Origin of the sequence: Sphaerisporangium sp. NPDC051011 (assembly GCF_040653595.1) — a bacterium.
In the GTDB taxonomy this organism is placed as follows: Bacteria; Actinomycetota; Actinomycetes; order Streptosporangiales; family Streptosporangiaceae; genus Sphaerisporangium.
This window is the reverse complement of sequence record NZ_JBFAGG010000008.1, coordinates 113,656-130,433: the sequence shown is the minus strand read 5'-3', so window position 1 is coordinate 130,433 and position 16,778 is coordinate 113,656. Positions and strand designations below refer to the sequence as shown.

Here is a 16,778-nt window from a genome sequence, read left to right as displayed (position 1 = left end):
CCCGGTGCTCGCCCTCGTGCGCGCACCCGAGGCACGAGTGGTCTGTACAGGTACATACCACTCTGGCGGGCTTTCGGTCGGTTCGACGTTGCGGACGGCCGGGCGGGCGCGGGGCCTCGCCCGCCCGGCCGGATGCTCAGGCCGGGACGGAGGCCACGCCCGGGGACAGGAACCGCCGCCCGTTGACCTGCTCGGAGACGCCCGTCCGGTCCAGGTACGGCGTGATGCCGCCGGTGTGGAACGGCCAGCCCGCGCCGAGGATCATGCACAGGTCGATGTCCTCGGCGGCGGCCACGACGCCCTCGTCCAGCATCAGGCGCACCTCCTCGGCCAGCGCCCGCAGCGCGCGGTCGCGGACATCCCCGGCGTCCGGCCCGGTGAGGCCGGAGCCCTCGAAGATCTCCCGCGCCTCGGGGTCGATCGAGAAGTCCGGGGCGAACACGCCAGGCTTGCCGGCCTTGACGAGGCTCGCGAGGTTCTCCGACACCTTGTACCGGTCGGGGAACGCCTCGTGCAGGGTCTCGGCGACGTGCAGGGCCACGGCGGGCCCGACGAGCTGGAGCAGCGCGAACGGCGACATCGGCAGCCCGAGGCCGTCCAGCGCGTGGTCGGCCGTCTCGATCGGGGTGCCCTCGTCCACGGCGCCGATGACCTCGCCCATGAAACGGGTGAGCAGGCGGTTCACCACGAACGCCGGGGCGTCCTTCACCAGCACGCACGACTTCTTCAGCGCCTTGCCGGTCGCGAAGGCCGTGGCCAGCGTGGCGTCGTCGGTGCGCTCGCCGCGGACGATCTCCAACAGGGGCAGCACGGCCACCGGATTGAAGAAGTGGAAGCCGACGACCCGCTCGGGATTGCGCAGGCCGGAGGCCATCGCCGTGACCGACAGCGAGGAGGTGTTGGTGGCGAGCACGCACTCCGGGGTCACCACGGCCTCGACCTCGGCGAAGACCTGCTTCTTGACCTTGAGGTCCTCGAAGACGGCCTCGATGACGAGGTCGGCGTCAGCGAACGCGTCCTTGGTCAGCGACCCGGACACCAGGGACTTCAGCCGGTTGGCCTGGTCGCCGCTCACCCGCCCCTTGGCGAGCAGCTTGTCGATCTCGGTGTGGACGTATCCCACGCCCTTGTCCAGGCGCGCCTGGTCCAGGTCGGTGAGGACCACCGGCACCTCCAGGCGGCGCGCGAACAGCAGCGCGAGCTGGGACGCCATGAGCCCCGCGCCGACCACCCCGACCTTGGTGATCTTGCGGGCCAGTGTCTTGTCCGGGGCCCCGGCGGGGCGCTTGGCGCGGCGCTGCACGAGGTCGAACGAGTAGAGCCCGGCGCGCAGCTCGTCGCCCATGATCAGGTCGGCGAGGGCCTGGGTCTCGGCCTCGAAGCCCTCGTCGCGCGTGGCCGTGCGGGCCGATTCGACCAGGTCCAGCGCCCGGTACGGGGCGGGCGAGGCGCCGCGCAGCTTGAGGTCCACGAGCCCGCGCGCCGTCGCGACCGCCGACTCCCAGGCCGCGGCGTCGGTGGTGAAGGGCGGCCGGGTCACGACGGCCTCGCCGGTCAGCACGCGGGCCGCCCAGCGCAGGGACTCCTCCAGGAAGTCGGCGGGCTCGAAGATCGCGTCGGCGACGCCCATCGTGAACGCCTCGGCGCCCTTGATCATGCGGTTCTGCGACAGCGGGTTCTCGATGATCAGCTTGAGCGCGGCGGCGGGGCCGATCAGGCGGGGGAGGAGCTGGGTGCCGCCCCAGCCCGGCACCAGGCCGAGGAAGCACTCGGGCAGCGCGACGGCCGGGACGCCGGAGGAGATCGTGCGATAGGTGCAGTTCAGCGCGACCTCCAGGCCGCCGCCCATCGCCGCGCCGTTGACGAACGCGAACGACGGCATGTCCAGCTCGCCGAGGCGGCGGAACACCTCGTGCCCGAGCCGGCCGAGCTCCACGGCCTGGTCGTGGGTCTTCACGAGCGCCGCGCCCTTGAGATCGGCGCCGACGGCGAAGATGAACGGCTTGCCGGTGACGCCGACGGCGGCCAGGTCGTCGCGGGCCTCGATGGCGTCCAGCGCCCTGTCCAGCTCGCGCAGGCCGCGCGGGCCGAAGGTGTTCGGCTTGGTGTGGTCGAAGCCGTTGTCCAGCGTGATCAGGGCCATCGTGCCCGCGCCGCCGGGCAGGCGGACGTCGCGGACGAGGGCGCGGGTCACGACCTCGTCATCGAAGATCTCGGTGATGTCGCTCACTTGGCGCCCTCCCAGGCGGGGTTCTCCCAGATGACCGTTCCGCCCATGCCCATGCCGACGCACATGGTGGTGATGCCATAGCGCACGTCGGGGCGCTCGCCGAACTGCCGGGCGAGCTGCGTCATCAGCCGCACGCCGGAGGAGGCGAGCGGGTGGCCGAAGGCGATGGCGCCGCCGTACGGGTTCACGCGGGAGTCGTCGTCGGCGATGCCGAAGTGGCCGAGGAAGGCCAGCACCTGGACGGCGAACGCCTCGTTGATCTCGATCAGGCCGATGTCGCCGATCTCCAGCCCGGCCAGGCGCAGCGCCCGCTCGGTCGAGGGGATCGGGCCGACGCCCATCACCTCGGGGTCGACGCCGGCGAAGGCGTACGAGACCAGCCGCATCTTGGGCGTGAGGCCGAGCTCGGCGGCGACGTCCGCGGCGGCGATGACGCTGCCGGTGGCGCCGTCGTTGATGCCCGCCGCGTTGCCCGCCGTGACGTGGCCGTGCGGCCGGAACGGCGTCTTGAGCGCGGCGAGGCCCTCCACGGTGGTGCCGGGCCGGGGCGGCTCGTCCTCGGTGGCGAGGCCCCAGCCCTCGGCGGCCTTGCGGGCGGCCATCGGGACCAGGTCGGGCTGGATCTTGCCGTTGGCGTACGCCTTGGCGACCTTCTCCTGCGAGGCCACGGCGTACGCGTCGGCGCGCTCCTTGGTGATCTCCGGGTAGCGGTCGTGCAGGTTCTCGGCCGTCATGCCCATGATCAGGGCCGATCCGTCGACGAGCTTCTCGGACAGGAAACGGGGGTTCGGGTCGACGCCCTCGCCCATGGGGTGGCGGCCCATGTGCTCGACGCCGCCCGCGATGGCGACGTCGTAGGCGCCGAAGGCGATGCCGCCCGCGACGGTGGTGACGGCCGTCATCGCGCCCGCGCACATGCGGTCGATGGCGTATCCGGGGACGGACTTCGGGAGCCCGGCCAGCACGGCGGCGGACCGTCCGATGGTCAGGCCCTGATCTCCGATCTGGGTGGTGGCGGCGATGGCGACCTCGTCGACGCGCTCGGGCGGCAGGCTCGGGTTGCGGCGCATGAGCTCGCGGATGACGCGGACGACCATGTCGTCGGCACGGGTCTCGGCGTACAGGCCCTTGGGACCGGACCGGCCGAAAGGTGTGCGCACGCCGTCGACGAACACGACGTCACGAGACGTTGGCACGGCTGGCTCCTTGTTGTGGGATGGCTCCGGGCTACTCGTCAGTAACATAATGCCATGCCCCGCCCGCGTCCACGCCCGGGTGGCCCCCGCCACGCCGCCCGTGTCCGCACCCGGGTGACCCCCTACCGGCCCGCCCGGGTCACCCCAGGTGGTCCCCGCGTCGACTCCTACCCGCTCGCCCCGCGTTCCTCGCGCCTCCCGATGCCGGAGCCGGCCACTTCGGGCGTCGTGGTGGTCAGCCGACGCCGGTGAGGATCGTCCGCGCCAGGCCCGCCGCGAACTCGTCCACCGGCTTGGGCGACCCGTCCTCGCCCACGAACAGGCGCAGGAACGCCCGCTGGTAGCACGCGCCCAGCAGCAACGCGGCCGCCGACTCCGGGTCGGCGTCCGCGCGGATGCGACCGTCGTCGCGCAGGGCGCGCAGGAAGCCGGTCAGCTCGGCGAGAGGCCTGTGCGGGCCCGCGCCGAGCTTGCGCAGCCCTTCACGGTGGCGTTCCAGCAGCGCGGGCTGGGCGAACAGGGACGAGGCGATCGGCATGCTGGCCTCGTAGAACAGCGTGGCGGTGCGGGCGATCTCGGTGAGGCAGTCCTCGGCCGTCCGCTCGCCGGGGTCCTCCGACAGCGCGGCGATCAGCGTGCCGAGCGCGGGCAGGCGTTCCTCCAGCACCTTCACGAAGAGCTCTTCCTTGCTGGAGAAGTGCCGGTAGAGGGCGGCCTCGGACAGCCCGGCGGCGCGGGCGATCTCTTTGGTGGTGGCCCGGCCGAGGCCGATCGTGCGCATGAGATGCTCCGCGGCCTCCAGGATGCGCTCGCGGGTGCGGGCGCCTGCGGCCGTGGGGTGCTGGGGCATCGGCGCACCTCTTCCTTCCTGACGCCGGGACATGCGACAACCTCTGCGGACATCCTGCGTCGCGAGCGTCGGCGGCGGGTACTCATTCTAGGATGTAAGTGAGTACTCACCAACTTACGGGAGGGGTGGCTCATGAAACTCACCGTCCTCGGAGCGACCGGCGGTGTCGGCAAGGAAGTCGTCCGCCAGGCCCTGGACGCCGGGCACCAGGTCACGGCGGTCGTCCGCGACCCCGCGCGACTGCCCGTCAATCACTCCGCGCTCGACGTGGTGACCGCCGACGTGACGGTCGCCGGCGCGCTGCGCCCCGCGTTCGCCGGGCGCGAGGCCGTGATCTCCTGCCTCGGGCCAAGGACCAGGAGGGACGCGGGCATCGCCTCGACGGCCACCCGCGCGATCCTCAAGGCCATGGAGACGGGCGACGTACAGCGGCTCGTGGTCGTCAGCGCCGTCCCCGTCGGGCCGATGCCCGAGGGCGAGAGCCTCTGGTACTCGAAGATCGCGCTGCCCCTGCTGCGCCGGCTCCTGCGCGACGGCTACGCCGACCTCGGGGCGATGGAGGAGGAGATCCGGCGCAGCGCCACCGAGTGGACGGTCGTGCGCCCGCCGCGTCTGACCGACAAGCCCCTCACCGGCAGGTACCGTCGGGTCGTCGGCGGCAACGTGCCGCGCGGCTACACGATCTCCCGGGCCGACACCGCGCACGCGATGCTCGCCGTCCTGGACGATCCCGCGACGGTGAAGCAGGCCGTCGGGGTCGCGTACTAGCCCCTTCGGTCATCTCCGTGCCGACCGCTCGCGCGAGGCGAGGGTCGCCCTGGGACGCCGGTCAGGCGGCCGTGGCCGCCACCTGGAGCAGGAACGCGGCGTTCGACGGCGTCTCGCGCAGCCGGTCGAGCAGGACGGTCAGCGCCTGCTCGCGGTCGACGCCGGCCGGCACGCGCCGCAAATTCCCGTCCCCTTCACGGAGCTCACCGGGCTCACCGGGCTAGGCGGGCTCACGTAGCTCGGCCTCGGCGGCCTCGGCGGCGCGGGCCAGTGTCTCCCTGGCGATCCTGCGGGCCTGGGTCCGGTAGCGGAGCACCTGGACCGCGCCGAGGCCCCAGACCGCGAACTGCGTCGCGAACGCCCACCGGTAGTCGTCCAGCGTGTTGCCTCCCCGCAGGTCGAGGACGGCGCCGATGAGCGCGATCACCGACACGGTGGCCACGAAGCCGCCGCCGTTGACGATGCCGCTGGCCATGCCCATGCGCGCGGCCGGGTTGAAGGTGCGGGCGAAGTCGAACCCGAGCATCGAGCCGGGGCCGTTCCAGGCCATGACGACGATGAGCGGCACGAGCACCCACAGCGGCGCGCGTCCCGGCCACAGCAGGACGACCGCCCAGGCCGCCGCCGTGGACCCGATGACGAGCAGCACCATGCGCGAGCGGTGGAACGGGTGGCGTCCGGCGAGGTAGCCGAGCACCGGCCCGAACGCCATGCCGAGCAGGGTGAGCGTGCTCAGCAGCACGCCCGCCGTGGCGGGGGTGAGCCCCTGGCCCTCGACGAGGAACGGATACCCCCACAGCAGGAGGAAAGCGGCGGACGACGACTGGGTGGCGGCGTGGGTCCACATGCCGAGCCGGGTGCCCGGCTCCGCCCACGCGTCGCGCAGGCGCGGGCGCTCGGCGACCCGGTTCGGCCGCGCGTCGCGCAGGACGGCCGCGACCAGCACCAGCGAGACGCCGCCGAGCGCGCCCGCGGTGAGGAACGTGGGCGTCCAGCCGTAGTGGTGGAGCGCCTGGATCAGCGGCACGGCCGCGACGATGGCGCCGACCTGCCCGAGCAGGCCGGTGAGCTGGACGACCACGGGGTTGTGGCGGGCCGGGAACCAGACGTTGACCAGGCGGATCACGCTGATGAACGTCATCGCGTCGCCGCAGCCGACCAGCACCCGGCCGGCGACCGCGTCGAACAGGCCGCCGGAGACGGCGAAGACGAACTGCCCGCAGGCCATCAGGCCCGCGCCGACGAGCAGCATGCGCTTGGAGCCGAGCCGGTCGACGAGGATTCCGACCGGGATCTGCATCGCCGCGTAGACGAGGATCTGCAGCATGGCGAGCGTCGACAGCCCGGCCGCGCCGATGCCGAGGCGCTCGCTCGCCTCGATGCCCGCCACGCCGAGGGACTGGCGGTGGAAGACCGCGATCGCGTAGGCCAGAACGCCCGTCGCCCAGATGATCCAGACCCTGCGTGACGTTCTTTCCCCGGGCATGGGCAATATATTACTGTTTCGTTGTTTCCGAACCGTTACCCGGGGGTGGTGCGGTTCCTTTACCCCCAGGTTTCGCCCACGGTGAGGAGCTGCAAGCTCGGCCCTTCACTTCAGGCCGAGAAGCTGACGGGTACTGGAAGCCCCTAGAGGGCGGTAGGTCTCACCGCCGCACTACGGTCGGATCATGGCCACTATCCCACCGTCGGAGTTCTACACGACGATCAACAAGACGCTCGCGGGGGCGGGCGCGCTCATCACCGACCCCGCCGGGCGCGTGCTGCTCGTCAAACCCAACTACCGTGACCACTGGATCTGGCCCGGTGGTCACGTGGACGAGGACGAGACGCCCGACCAGGCGTGTGCCCGCGAGGTCCACGAGGAACTCGGGTTGTTCCTGCCCGTGGGACGGCTGCTCGGCGTCCACTGGGTGCCGCCCTTCGGCGACCGTCCGATGCCGTTGATCCACTTCTTGTTCGACTGCGGCACCCTGCCGGACGGAGTGGGCGTCGTCCTGCAGGAGGAGGAGCTGGACGAGCACGGTTTCTTCGACCTGCGCCAGGCCCGCGACGTGATGCCGTCCTACTTGATCAGAAGGCTGCACGCCGCCCTCGACGCCCGCGCCGACGGCACCACCTTCTACCTGACCGGAGGCTCCCCGGCGATGACCCGCTGACCAGATCCGACGATTGTGGCCGGTACGAAACCGGCCACGTCCGCCGCCGGGCGAGTCGAGCCGGGTGCTGCCACCGGGCGGACCCTGCGGTCCGGTGTTCACGACGATCGGCTGCTGAGGACGCTCACTCCGTTGACTTGGGGGATTGAGCCCGGCGTGCAGGGGCGGCGAACAGATACGACCACGGCTGAGCATTGCTCACGCGCCGACCTGGATTTCGGGGGTGGGGGCGCAGGTATGCGGCGTGCTGCTTCATGGAGCAAGTGCGAGGACTGCCGTTGCCTTGGTTGCCGCGTCGAGCACCGTGCCGACCAGCTTGTCCTGGGCTTCGCTGAACCGCGATGTCGGTGCGACGATTCCGACGGCACCGGCTACGGAACCGTCATTTTTGAAGAACGGGGAACCGATCGCCGTGATGCCGGGGGTGGAGTCGATGTCAACGGCCCACCCCCTTGTCCGGACCTCCTCGAGTTCCTGTGGCAGAGCCGCGCGAAATCGCCGCTGGGCGGCCGGGGGCATGCCGGTCAGGTTGCGCTCGATGATCTCGTCCCGCAGCGTGGCATCGGCGTGGGCGAGTACGGCTTTGCCCGACGCACGGTGTGGCTCGTTGCCCGTGAGGCCGACGTAGAGCCCGCTGGCACGCAGCGGTTGCGACCCTTCGACCAGAACTTTCAAGATCAGGTTCTTGTCGTCGAGAGTCGACAGGAACGAGGTTTCGGCAGTCGTGCCGGCGAGCTCGCCGACGATGCTCGCGAGCTTGTCGTTGATGTTGAAACTGAGCTGGTAGGTCCGGAACAGGGCGCCCACGCCGGGTCCGAGTCGGAGTGTGGCGTCGGTTCGGCGCTCGAGGTAGCCACGCGCGAGCAGGGTCCGCATCAGGTGGTAGCAGGTAGTGATGTTCAAGCCGAGGCCGACGGAGACCTGTTGCACCGTCGGCGCGGGCTCGGCGGCGGCCACGTACTCGAGGAAGCTCAGCGCTCGCTCGACTGTTTGCAGAGTCTGCTGGGCGGGCTTGTCCGAAGTGCTGTTCACTATTTGAAATTATCAGGTTGTGAGGCGGGCGGCCCGATGCAGCGGGGCGTTGAGCCGGTCGGTGAACGCGTCGAACGCCCGGACGGGCGGATAGGCGTCGGGGTCGACGATCACGTCGATGACCGTGGTGTGGCCGGAGCCCAACGCTGTCCGCAATGCGGGGGCGATGGCGTCCGGATGATCCACCACGATCCCCGTGGCCCCCACGGCGGTCGCGATGGCGGCGTGGTCCACGGGGTCGAGCTCCACACCGGTGGTCGTTTCGCCGAACACGGCATTCTCGGCATGCCGCTGGGCTCCGAGGACCGAGTTGTTGAGCACCACGACGGTCACCGGAAGGCGCTCTCGCACAGCGGTTTCCAGCTCGGACCAGACGTGTGCGAAGCCACCGTCGCCGACGACCGCGATGACACGTCGCCCAGGCGCGGCGATTTTCGCTCCCAGGGCCAGAGGCAGTCCCCAGCCGAGACCCGCCAGACCTCGTGGCATGAGGAAGCGCTGGCCGGGCCGCTTCGCCAGGAGGTGGCCGGCGACCCAGAACGAGGAGTAACTGGCGTCGGCGACCACAATGTCGTCGGGGTCCAGGAGCCGGCCGAGCTCGGCGAAAAGGCGTTCCGGGGCAATGGGGGTCTCAGCGGATTCCAGCAGCGGGGTGACGGCCTCGAAGTGCTGCCGACGGCCGGCGGCGATGGTGGCTCTGAGCTCTTCTGACCGAGCGACGCGGGGGGTGAGATCGGTTGCCGCCAGGGCGGCCGTGAGGTCCACGAGCGCGGCCCGGGCATCGCCGAGCAGGCGTATGGACTCATAGTTTCGTCCCACCTCGAGCGGGTCGACATCGATGTGGATATAGGTGGCGTCGGGGGATGTCAGTGTCCAGCCCTCGGTGCCATTCTCATTCGTCCGGGTACCGACCAGCAGGACGACATCGGCTCCGGAGATCAGGGAGAGGTGAAAGTGCGCGGGTCCGCGCTCGCCGGTGATATTGGCGGCGACCCCCAGTGACAGCGGACCCGATTCGTCCACGGCGCCCTTGCCCATGTTCGTCGTGACCACAGGCAGGTGAGCGATCTTCTGCAGCGCGGCCAGTTCAGCCACCGCACCCGAACCGTGCACTCCGCCGCCCGCGACGACCAGGGGTGACCGCGCCGTGGCGATGAGCTGCGCCGCTCGCGACACCGCGGCGGCGTCCGGCCGTGGACGGTCGAGCGGGAAGGCCCCAAGATCCGCAGTGCGCGCGAATCGCCCTGGCTCAGCGGGCTTTCCGAGGACGTCTCGGGGGACGAGCAGGACGACCGGCCCGGGCCGTCCGCTGTTGGCCATGGTGAACGCCTGGTCGATCGTGTCCTCCACACGCGTGGGATCATCGATGCGCCGCGTCCACTTCGAGACGCTCGCGAACAGCGCGAAGTGGTCCAGCTCCTGAAACGCGTTGCGGTCGCGACTGTGTGACGGCACCTCCTGCACCAGCACGAGCATCGGTATCGACGCCTTGAGGGCTTCTGCCATCGGGGCGACGAGCAGGGCTGCGGCAGGGCCGTTCTGGGCCGCCACCACCCCGATCCGGCCGGAGATCCGAGCGAACCCGTCGGCCATCGCGCCGCCCGCGTTCTCCGTCCGGTACAGGATCTGGCGGATTCCGATGCGCTCGGCGGCGAGCATCAACTCGGTCGGATTGCTTTGGGCCAGGATCGTCTCGACCCCGTGACGGGCCAGTGCACCTGCGATGACGTCGGAGACAGTGGTCATGTCCCGCACCGTTTCAAACTATGAACTGTATGTCAAATACCGCACAGTTCACTATTTGAAATGTACTTCATATATTGACATGCTACTGACGCGGCTCATACCGTCGGACGATGAGCGCGCCTCGGCCCCTCACCACGAAAGATCTGGAGTTCCCATGACCATCGACACAGGTGAATCGCATCTGAGCCCGGTGCTCTGCCTGCACTCGCTGTTCCTCGATCCGCGCGCCTTCGACGGCCTTGTCGCCGCCGGAGCCGGGCGCTTCCGGTTCATCACGCCGGAGTTCCTCGGGCAGGCCGGCCGCCTGGACGAAGTCGATGCGACCGTGACCATGGATCAGTGCACCGACGACGTGCTCGCCCTGGTCGAGCGGCTCGCTCTCACCTCTGTGTCGATCGTCGGGCAGTCGATGGGCGGCGACGTCGCGGTCCGCATAGCGGCTCGCCGGCCCGATCTGGTCGGCAAGCTGGTGCTGATGGGCTCGTCGGCGAGAGCCGAGACCGACGAGCATCTCGACCTGTTCGGGGCATTCGTCGACAGGTTCGAGCGGGAGGGATTCACCCCGGAGGTCGTCGACTTCGTCAAGGGCATCCTGTTCGCGGCGACCGTTCTCAACGACCCGGCTCGCTCCGACATTCACGAGACGTGGACCCAGCGTCTCAGCGAGCTCTCCCCCAGGCTGGCTCATGCCGCACGGGGCGTCGTCCAGCGGGAGAGCGCACTTGCCCTGTTGCCTCTGATCACCGCACGGACGCTCATCATCTCCGGGACCCAGGACCAGGCCCGCCCGCCGGCCTGGTCGGACGAGATGTTCGAGGCGATTCCGAACGCCGAACTCTGGCGCATCAAGACCGCGGGTCACAGTCCCTGCCTCGAAGCCCCGGACGCCGTCATCCCGCGCGTCCTCGAGTTTCTCGCCTAGCGCGGAACGGAAAGCCGACATGACCGCTCCCCCCAGGCTCGCGGTGGACTTCCTTGCCCAGTACCGGTGAGCGCCTGGCGGTGTGGGCCGGAAACGGCCCGGAGTGGATTCAACTCGAATCGTTCCGCCTCGCCGCCGATCGCCTCACCGCGTGTGACCATGCCGGAACGTCCAAGAACGAGATCCGCCGCGCAGGCCGGCGACGACACTCTCACGTTCAACGTCGTTGACCCGCTCAAGCTACTCCTCTTTGCACCTCACCCCGCTCAGGGTATTGACGGGCCGTCACCGGCAGCTCCTACGTTGGGCCCACGCCAAGGGATGACCTCGCGGCGGTGCCGTCCGGCCCGCCCGATCGGTTTCCTCGGCTGGGTCCGGCGTTAGCGGGGGCGGTCTCTTTGCCGGTGGATCAAGCCGCTTGACCATGCCCTTGGGGCAGGGAAGAGACTGCTGGCATGAGTAGTGTGGATGAAGCCCTCATTGACCAGAGCCCGCGCACGCCCGTCCGGCCTGGCTGGCCCGAGCTCGGCGTCGCCGTGCTCACGTTCGTGATCCTGATCCTGATCGGCGGCGTGATCGGCCTCAAGCTACCGGCCGACTCCCCGATCTCTCTTGGCCACCTGAACTTCTTGATCTCGGGCCTCGCGCCGCTCGGCGCGTTCGCCGTCGCCGTACTCATCCGTATCCGCGACGTCCGCCCCTTCGGGATGCGGCGCGTGCATCCCGGTTGGCTGCTCGCGGCCATCGCGATCGCCCTCGCGTGCTTCGCGCTCAGCTGGCCGATCTCGGCGATCGTCGACCCGTTCTTCCCCGGGTCGGAGGCCGTCCAGGAGCCCTACCGCGAGGCCGCGCGTTCGGGCGTGCTCTCTCTTGTGGCGACGGTCGCGCTCGGCGGCGTACTGACGCCCATAGGCGAGGAGGCCCTGTTCCGTGGTGTGCTCGCGAACTTCCTGTTCCGCTGGGGCCCCTGGATCGGCGTGATCGTGAGCGCGGCGATCTTCGGCGTCGCGCACGGCATCAACAGCATCATGCCGATCGCGTTCGTCGTCGGTCTCGCCGCGGGGCTGGTGCTCCGACTCTCGGGCTCGATCTGGCCTGCCATGGTCGTCCACATGGTCTACAACAGTGCGGGCATGCTGTACCACGGCATCAGCTAGTGAGTCGCTCGACGAGCTTCCCCGCGGTCGAGACCTCGCGCACGCCGGAGCGGGCACCGCCGCCGCCTCGGTTCCCGCTGCTCGCGGCCAACCCCGACGCCCTCGGCCGCGCCGACGGCGCGTGATCACGGGGGTGTCAGGACGCGGGGCGGCTCTTTTCCAGCAGTGTGCGCGCGAACCACGCGATCGTGCGGCGCAGGCCGGCCTCCACGTCCACCCGTGGGCGCCAGCCGAGCCGGTCGGCGGCCAGGGACGTGTCCGGGCGGCGCACGGCGGGGTCGTCCACCGGCCGGTCCACGAACGTGATCGGCGAGGAGGAGCCGGTGAGGTCGCGGATCATGGTGGCGAGCTCCAGCATGGACAGCTCCGACGGGTTGCCGATGTTCACCGGCCCCGGGAAGCCGCTGCCCGCGAGCCGGAGCACCCCCTCGACGGTGTCGTCCACATAGCAGACCGAGCGGGTCTGGGCGCCGTCGCCGGTGACCGTGATCGGCTCGCCCATGAGCGCCTGGCGGACGAACGTCGGGATCGCGCGGCCGTCGTGGGGCCGCATGCGCGGGCCGTAGGAGTTGAAGATCCGCACGATGCCCGTGTCGACGCCGTGGGACTGGCGGTAGGCGGTCGTCAGCGACTCGGAGAACCGCTTGGCCTCGTCGTACACGCTCCTTGGCCCGACCGGGTTGACGTTGCCCCAGTACGTCTCGCGCTGGGGGTGCTCCAGCGGGTCGCCGTACACCTCGCTCGTGGACGCCAGCACGAAGCGGGCGCCCTTCTCGCGGGCCAGGCCGAGCGCGTGCAGCGTGCCGAGGCTGCCCACTTTCAGCGTCGCGATCGGGTGGCGCAGGTAGTCGGTGGGCGAGGCGGCGGAGGCGAAGTGCAGGACGACGTCCACGTCGCCCGGCACGTGGACGAACCCGGTCAGGTCGCACTCGACCAGGTGGAACCTCGGGCGTCCGATCAGGTGCTCCACGTTGGCGGGCGAGCCGGTGAGGAAGTTGTCCATGCAGATCACGGACGCGTCACCGGCCAGTAGCCGCTCGCACAGGTGTGAGCCGAGGAACCCGGCGCCGCCGGTCACGACCACCCGCCGGGCCGTCCGAGCCGCCGGAGCCGCCGGAGCCGCCTGAGTCGCCGGGCTCTGTGCCTGTGCCGCCGGGGGTCGTGCCTGGGCGGCGCGGGACTTCACCGGGCCACCCCTGCCTCCAGCAGGCCGAGGGCGGCGTCCAGCACGGTCTCGGTGCCGATCTCCAGCAGCCCCGGGTCGGGACGGTTGCCGTGCGGGTCGCCCGGCCGTCCCGTCCACAGGGCGATGTGACGGCCCTCGGGCGGCGGGCCCCACTGGTCGGGCGAGACCGGGCCGAACAGGACGACCGACGGGGTGGCGTAGGCGGTCGCGAGGTGTGCCACCCCGGTGTCCCCGCACACGAGCAGCCGCGCGCCCGCGACCAGGTGGGCGAGGTCGCGCAGGCCGGTGCGTCCGGCCAGCACCCACTCCACCGGCAGCCCGGCGAGCGTGCCGACCCGGAAGGCCAGCGACCGCTCGGAGGCGTCCCCGGTGACCAGCACGCGGTGGCCCTGCCCGGCGAGCGCGGCGGCGACCTCGGCGAACCGCTCCACCGGCCAGCACCGCGCCCGCGAGGCCGCGCCGGGATGGACGATGACGTACCCGGGCGTACCGGGCGTGGGCGGCGCCGGGGGGTCGAGCCGGAGGTCGGACGGGTCGGCGGGGATGCCGTACCACTCCAGCAGGTCGCACCATCGGCGCACCTCGTGGGTCTTGCGGCTCCACGGCGGGCCGTCCAGGCCGGGGAACTCCGGGTGGGCGTGGGTGAGCAGCCGTCCTGGCCGGGTGCGTGACAGCGCCACGATGCTCTCCGGGCCGCGCCCGTGCAGGTTGACCGCGATGTCGGGCCGCTCGATCGGCACCGGTCCGGGGCCGGACACGTCGAGCCGCGCGTCCACCGCCGAGATCAGCGAGATCAGGCCGGACAGGGACGCGGGCGCGGCCAGCACCAGGCGGTGGCCGGGGTACGCCCCGCGCAGCGCCCGCAGCGCCGGGACGGCGGTGAGCAGGTCGCCGAGGCCGGGCCCGCGCAGCACCAGCAGCACGGGGGCGTCGGCCGGCCGTCCCGGCACCCGCCGCCCGGCCGGTGCGCTCCGCACGATCGCCGCCGGTTCGCCTGTGGTGATCCGCCGCTTCGCGGGCCGCCGCGCGTATGGCCGCCGCTCGGGCTGCGGCTCCGCCCGCGGGGTGGTCTGGGGGACGCGTGCGGGGAGGCGGTGGGGCGTTCTCGCCTCGGGGGGCCGGTCGCTGTCGGCCGGTTCGCCGGTTGACGTGCGTCTCGTGAACGTCCATCGGGTGGTGCGTCGCCGTAGGGCGCCGCCGAGGTCCGCCGCGGCGGCGAGCGCGGTGGCCAGGCCCGCGACGTGCACGTTCTGGCCGCCCGCGTCCACCCCGCCGACGGCCGCGAGCGGGTCGGCGTGCTCGGACACCATGGCGATCCTCATCGCACCCCCTCCTTCATGCCCGCCGGGCCCTCCTCGATTCCCGCGGCCTCCGGGCCGGCGACCTCCACCAGGCGAAGGACGGTCCGGACGACCTCCTCGGCGGTCACCGACGCCAGGCACGGATGCCCGGGGACGGGGCACACGCGCGCCCGGCTGCCCCGGCAGGCCGCGTGCTGGTCGCCCAGCAGGACCACCGGCACGCGGTACGGCGCCCAGCGCGCGGCGGGGACGACAGGCGAGAACAGGCTGACCACCGGCGTGCCGACCGCCGCGGCCAGGTGCGCGGGGCCGGTGTTGCCCACCACGACCGCCGACGCGCCCGCGAGCACGGCCGCAAGCTCCGGGAAGGTGGTGACGCCCCCGAGGTCGGTGCCGTAGGCCCCGGCGACCCGCGCGGTGAGCGCCTGCTCGTCCGGATCCCCGGTCACGACCACGCGCACCCCGCCCAGCGCGAGCTCCCGCACCGCGCGGGCGTACAACTCGGCGGGCCACATGCGGGCCGGGGCCGACGCGCCGGGATGCACGACGACGTACCCGGGCGGGCCGGTGAACTGGTCCACCGAGGGGAGGGGACGGCGCACCGCGAGCGCGCCGTCGTCGCCGGGCGGCAGCGCGAAACCGGCGGCGCGGGCGAGGTCCAGCATCCGCTCCGGCTCGGGCACGTCCACGGTCTCGTCCACGACGTGCCGGACGTCGAGCAGCGAGCCGGGGTAGTCCTCGCTGATCGCGGCGATCCGCGGGACGCCCGCCAGCCGCAGCAGCAGGGCCGTCGGCAGCGCCGACTGGTGGAAGGAGGTGAAGATCACGGCCAGTTCGGGTTCGGCCTGGTCGACGAACGCGAGCAGTTTGTTCACGTGCGGGCGGGTGAGCGGGAGCGGGTCGTGGTCGATCCACGGGGCGCGCCACTCCAGCACCCGGTCCACGCCGGGCAGGAGCTGGGCCGCCGCGCCGCCGTTCGGGCCCGTGAGCAGCACGACCTGCCGCGCGCCCGCCGAGAGGGCCCGGATCGCGGGCCCGGCGAGCAGCACGTCCCCGGCGTTGTCCAGCCGCACGGCGAGGACGGTTCCGGCGGCGGGATGCCGCCGTCCGTTGCCGTAGGCCCGCCCGTTCCCGTCCGCGAGGCCGCTCACCGGCGCGCTCGCAGTTCACCGCGAAGCCTGTGGGCGCACGCCACCGGCGGGATGACCACGCTGGTGACCGCCATCCGCAGGATCTCGGCCGGAGTCCGCGGGCCGGGCGCGACCCTTGCCCACGCGAAGTCCGCGGTGAGCGCCAGCCACCCCAGCCCGGCCGCGACGGCGGGCACCCTTCCCGCCACCCGGCCGCTTCCCACGAGGAACAACGCGCCCGCCGCCAGGCCCAGCACGCTGGTCAGGGCGTGACGCCCGAGGCGGCCGGGGGCGCCGCCGACGGCCGCGCGCCAGCCCGGCCCGTGCAGGCGGCGCATCAGCGCGTCGTCGGCGTTGCCGCGCTGCGCCCGCACGCTGGTCCAGAAGCCGTCGTCGCGCACGGGATGCCCGGTCACGCGCCGGCCCTTGACCAGCCGGTACCCCGCCTTGAGCAGGCGCAGCGCGAGGTCGGCGTCCTCGCGGTGGGCGCGCGGGAAACGTTCGTCGAACCCGCCGACGGCCTCCAGCGCGTCCCGCCGGTACGCCATGTCGGCCGTCGCCCACCCCGCGCGCATCAGCGCCGCCGTGTTCCGCTCGGCGTCGGTGGGGCGGCGTCCCGCGGGCAGCGGCACGTCCAGGCGTCCCTGCGAGCCCGCGACGCCCTCGTCCAGCTCGGACAGGTCGGTGAGCAGGGCGTCCATCCACCAGGGCGGCGGCAGTACGTCGTCGTCCAGGAACGCGACCCACTGCGTCGTGGCAGCCCGCCATCCCGCGTTCCTGGCCGCCGCCGGGCCGCGCCCGCCCGTGCGCAGCACGCGGACGTGCGGGGGGACCGCGAGCGAGGGGCAGAACCTCGGCCGGTCGTCCACCACGATGGTGTCCACGTCGGGCCCGAGCGCGGCCAGCAGCCGACGCAGGCTGCGCCGCCCGATGGTCGGAATCACCACGGTGATCATGAGGCGTGCACCTCCTGCCGCCGCACGACGTACGGCCCGATCGCGAGCACGTCCACCGGCGCGGAGCCGAAGCATTCGAGGGCGTCGCGCGGGTCGTCCACCATGGGCTTACCTCCGTAGGGCCGCGGGAGTCTGGTTACCGAGC

General features: G+C 71.8%; 15 protein-coding genes. 5 read left to right on the top strand and 10 right to left on the bottom strand.

Going from position 1 to position 16,778, the window contains the following annotated elements; all coding sequences use genetic code 11:
- Positions 1-136: 136 nt before the first annotated feature.
- From AB0H21_RS19900 to AB0H21_RS19890, 3 genes are all read right to left on the bottom strand, one after another.
- A complete protein-coding gene (locus AB0H21_RS19900) occupies positions 137-2,230 on the bottom strand; it encodes a 3-hydroxyacyl-CoA dehydrogenase NAD-binding domain-containing protein (protein WP_358518325.1) in 2,094 nt (697 codons plus the stop codon).
- Positions 2,227-3,426: a thiolase family protein gene (locus AB0H21_RS19895; RefSeq protein WP_358518322.1), complete on the bottom strand. Its 1,200-nt coding sequence runs from the start codon at positions 3,424-3,426 to the stop codon at positions 2,227-2,229. Before AB0H21_RS19895 ends, AB0H21_RS19900 begins: the two co-directional genes overlap by 4 nt.
- A gap of 235 nt (positions 3,427-3,661) precedes the next feature.
- On the bottom strand, positions 3,662-4,276 hold the full coding sequence (locus AB0H21_RS19890) for a TetR/AcrR family transcriptional regulator (protein ID WP_358518319.1): 615 nt from the start codon (positions 4,274-4,276) through the stop codon (positions 3,662-3,664).
- 132 nt (positions 4,277-4,408) lie between these two features.
- Here AB0H21_RS19890 and AB0H21_RS19885 point away from each other — a divergent pair, with 132 nt between their 5' ends.
- On the top strand, positions 4,409-5,044 hold the full coding sequence (locus AB0H21_RS19885) for an SDR family oxidoreductase (RefSeq protein WP_358518317.1): 636 nt from the start codon (positions 4,409-4,411) through the stop codon (positions 5,042-5,044).
- A 220-nt stretch (positions 5,045-5,264) separates the two neighbouring features.
- On the opposite strand, the gene AB0H21_RS19880 is transcribed toward AB0H21_RS19885, so the two are convergent.
- Complete coding sequence (locus AB0H21_RS19880) at positions 5,265-6,530, bottom strand: MFS transporter (protein WP_358518314.1); 1,266 nt, start codon at positions 6,528-6,530, stop codon at positions 5,265-5,267.
- Positions 6,531-6,714: 184 nt separating this feature from the next.
- Between AB0H21_RS19880 and AB0H21_RS19875 the strand changes: the two genes are divergently transcribed.
- Positions 6,715-7,203, top strand: a complete 489-nt coding sequence (locus tag AB0H21_RS19875; protein WP_358518311.1) for an NUDIX hydrolase — start codon at positions 6,715-6,717, stop codon at positions 7,201-7,203.
- 252 nt (positions 7,204-7,455) lie between these two features.
- Here the strand turns inward: AB0H21_RS19875 and AB0H21_RS19870 are convergent, their stop codons facing one another.
- Together AB0H21_RS19870 and AB0H21_RS19865 are read right to left on the bottom strand one after the other, a co-directional pair.
- Positions 7,456-8,235 (bottom strand): IclR family transcriptional regulator, encoded by a 780-nt coding sequence (locus AB0H21_RS19870; protein ID WP_358518308.1) that lies wholly within the window; start codon positions 8,233-8,235, stop codon positions 7,456-7,458.
- A gap of 12 nt (positions 8,236-8,247) precedes the next feature.
- Entirely contained in the window at positions 8,248-9,981 is a 1,734-nt protein-coding gene (locus AB0H21_RS19865; protein ID WP_358518305.1) for an acetolactate synthase catalytic subunit, read from the bottom strand.
- A 154-nt stretch (positions 9,982-10,135) separates the two neighbouring features.
- Between AB0H21_RS19865 and AB0H21_RS19860 the strand changes: the two genes are divergently transcribed.
- The 3 genes from AB0H21_RS19860 (at position 10,136) to AB0H21_RS19850 (ending at position 12,185) form a co-directional block, all read left to right on the top strand.
- A complete protein-coding gene (locus AB0H21_RS19860) occupies positions 10,136-10,903 on the top strand; it encodes an alpha/beta hydrolase (protein WP_358518303.1) in 768 nt (255 codons plus the stop codon).
- Positions 10,904-11,358: 455 nt separating this feature from the next.
- A complete protein-coding gene (locus AB0H21_RS19855; protein ID WP_358518301.1) occupies positions 11,359-12,060 on the top strand; it encodes a type II CAAX endopeptidase family protein in 702 nt (233 codons plus the stop codon).
- Positions 12,060-12,185 carry a hypothetical protein gene (locus AB0H21_RS19850; protein ID WP_358518299.1) on the top strand — a complete coding sequence of 42 codons (126 nt, stop codon included), beginning with the start codon at positions 12,060-12,062 and terminating at the stop codon, positions 12,183-12,185. Before AB0H21_RS19855 ends, AB0H21_RS19850 begins: the two co-directional genes overlap by 1 nt.
- Before the next feature lie 11 nt (positions 12,186-12,196).
- On the opposite strand, the gene AB0H21_RS19845 is transcribed toward AB0H21_RS19850, so the two are convergent.
- From AB0H21_RS19845 to AB0H21_RS19830, 4 genes are all read right to left on the bottom strand, one after another.
- Positions 12,197-13,144: a UDP-glucuronic acid decarboxylase family protein gene (locus AB0H21_RS19845; RefSeq protein WP_358519007.1), complete on the bottom strand. Its 948-nt coding sequence runs from the start codon at positions 13,142-13,144 to the stop codon at positions 12,197-12,199.
- 98 nt (positions 13,145-13,242) lie between these two features.
- Positions 13,243-14,568 (bottom strand): glycosyltransferase family 9 protein, encoded by a 1,326-nt coding sequence (locus AB0H21_RS19840; protein WP_358518296.1) that lies wholly within the window; start codon positions 14,566-14,568, stop codon positions 13,243-13,245.
- On the bottom strand, positions 14,565-15,620 hold the full coding sequence (locus AB0H21_RS19835; RefSeq protein ID WP_358519004.1) for a glycosyltransferase family 9 protein: 1,056 nt from the start codon (positions 15,618-15,620) through the stop codon (positions 14,565-14,567). The genes AB0H21_RS19840 and AB0H21_RS19835 overlap by 4 nt, the downstream gene beginning before the upstream one ends.
- A 74-nt stretch (positions 15,621-15,694) precedes the next feature.
- Positions 15,695-16,633, bottom strand: a complete 939-nt coding sequence (locus AB0H21_RS19830) for a glycosyltransferase (protein WP_358518294.1) — start codon at positions 16,631-16,633, stop codon at positions 15,695-15,697.
- Positions 16,634-16,778 lie beyond the last annotated feature (145 nt).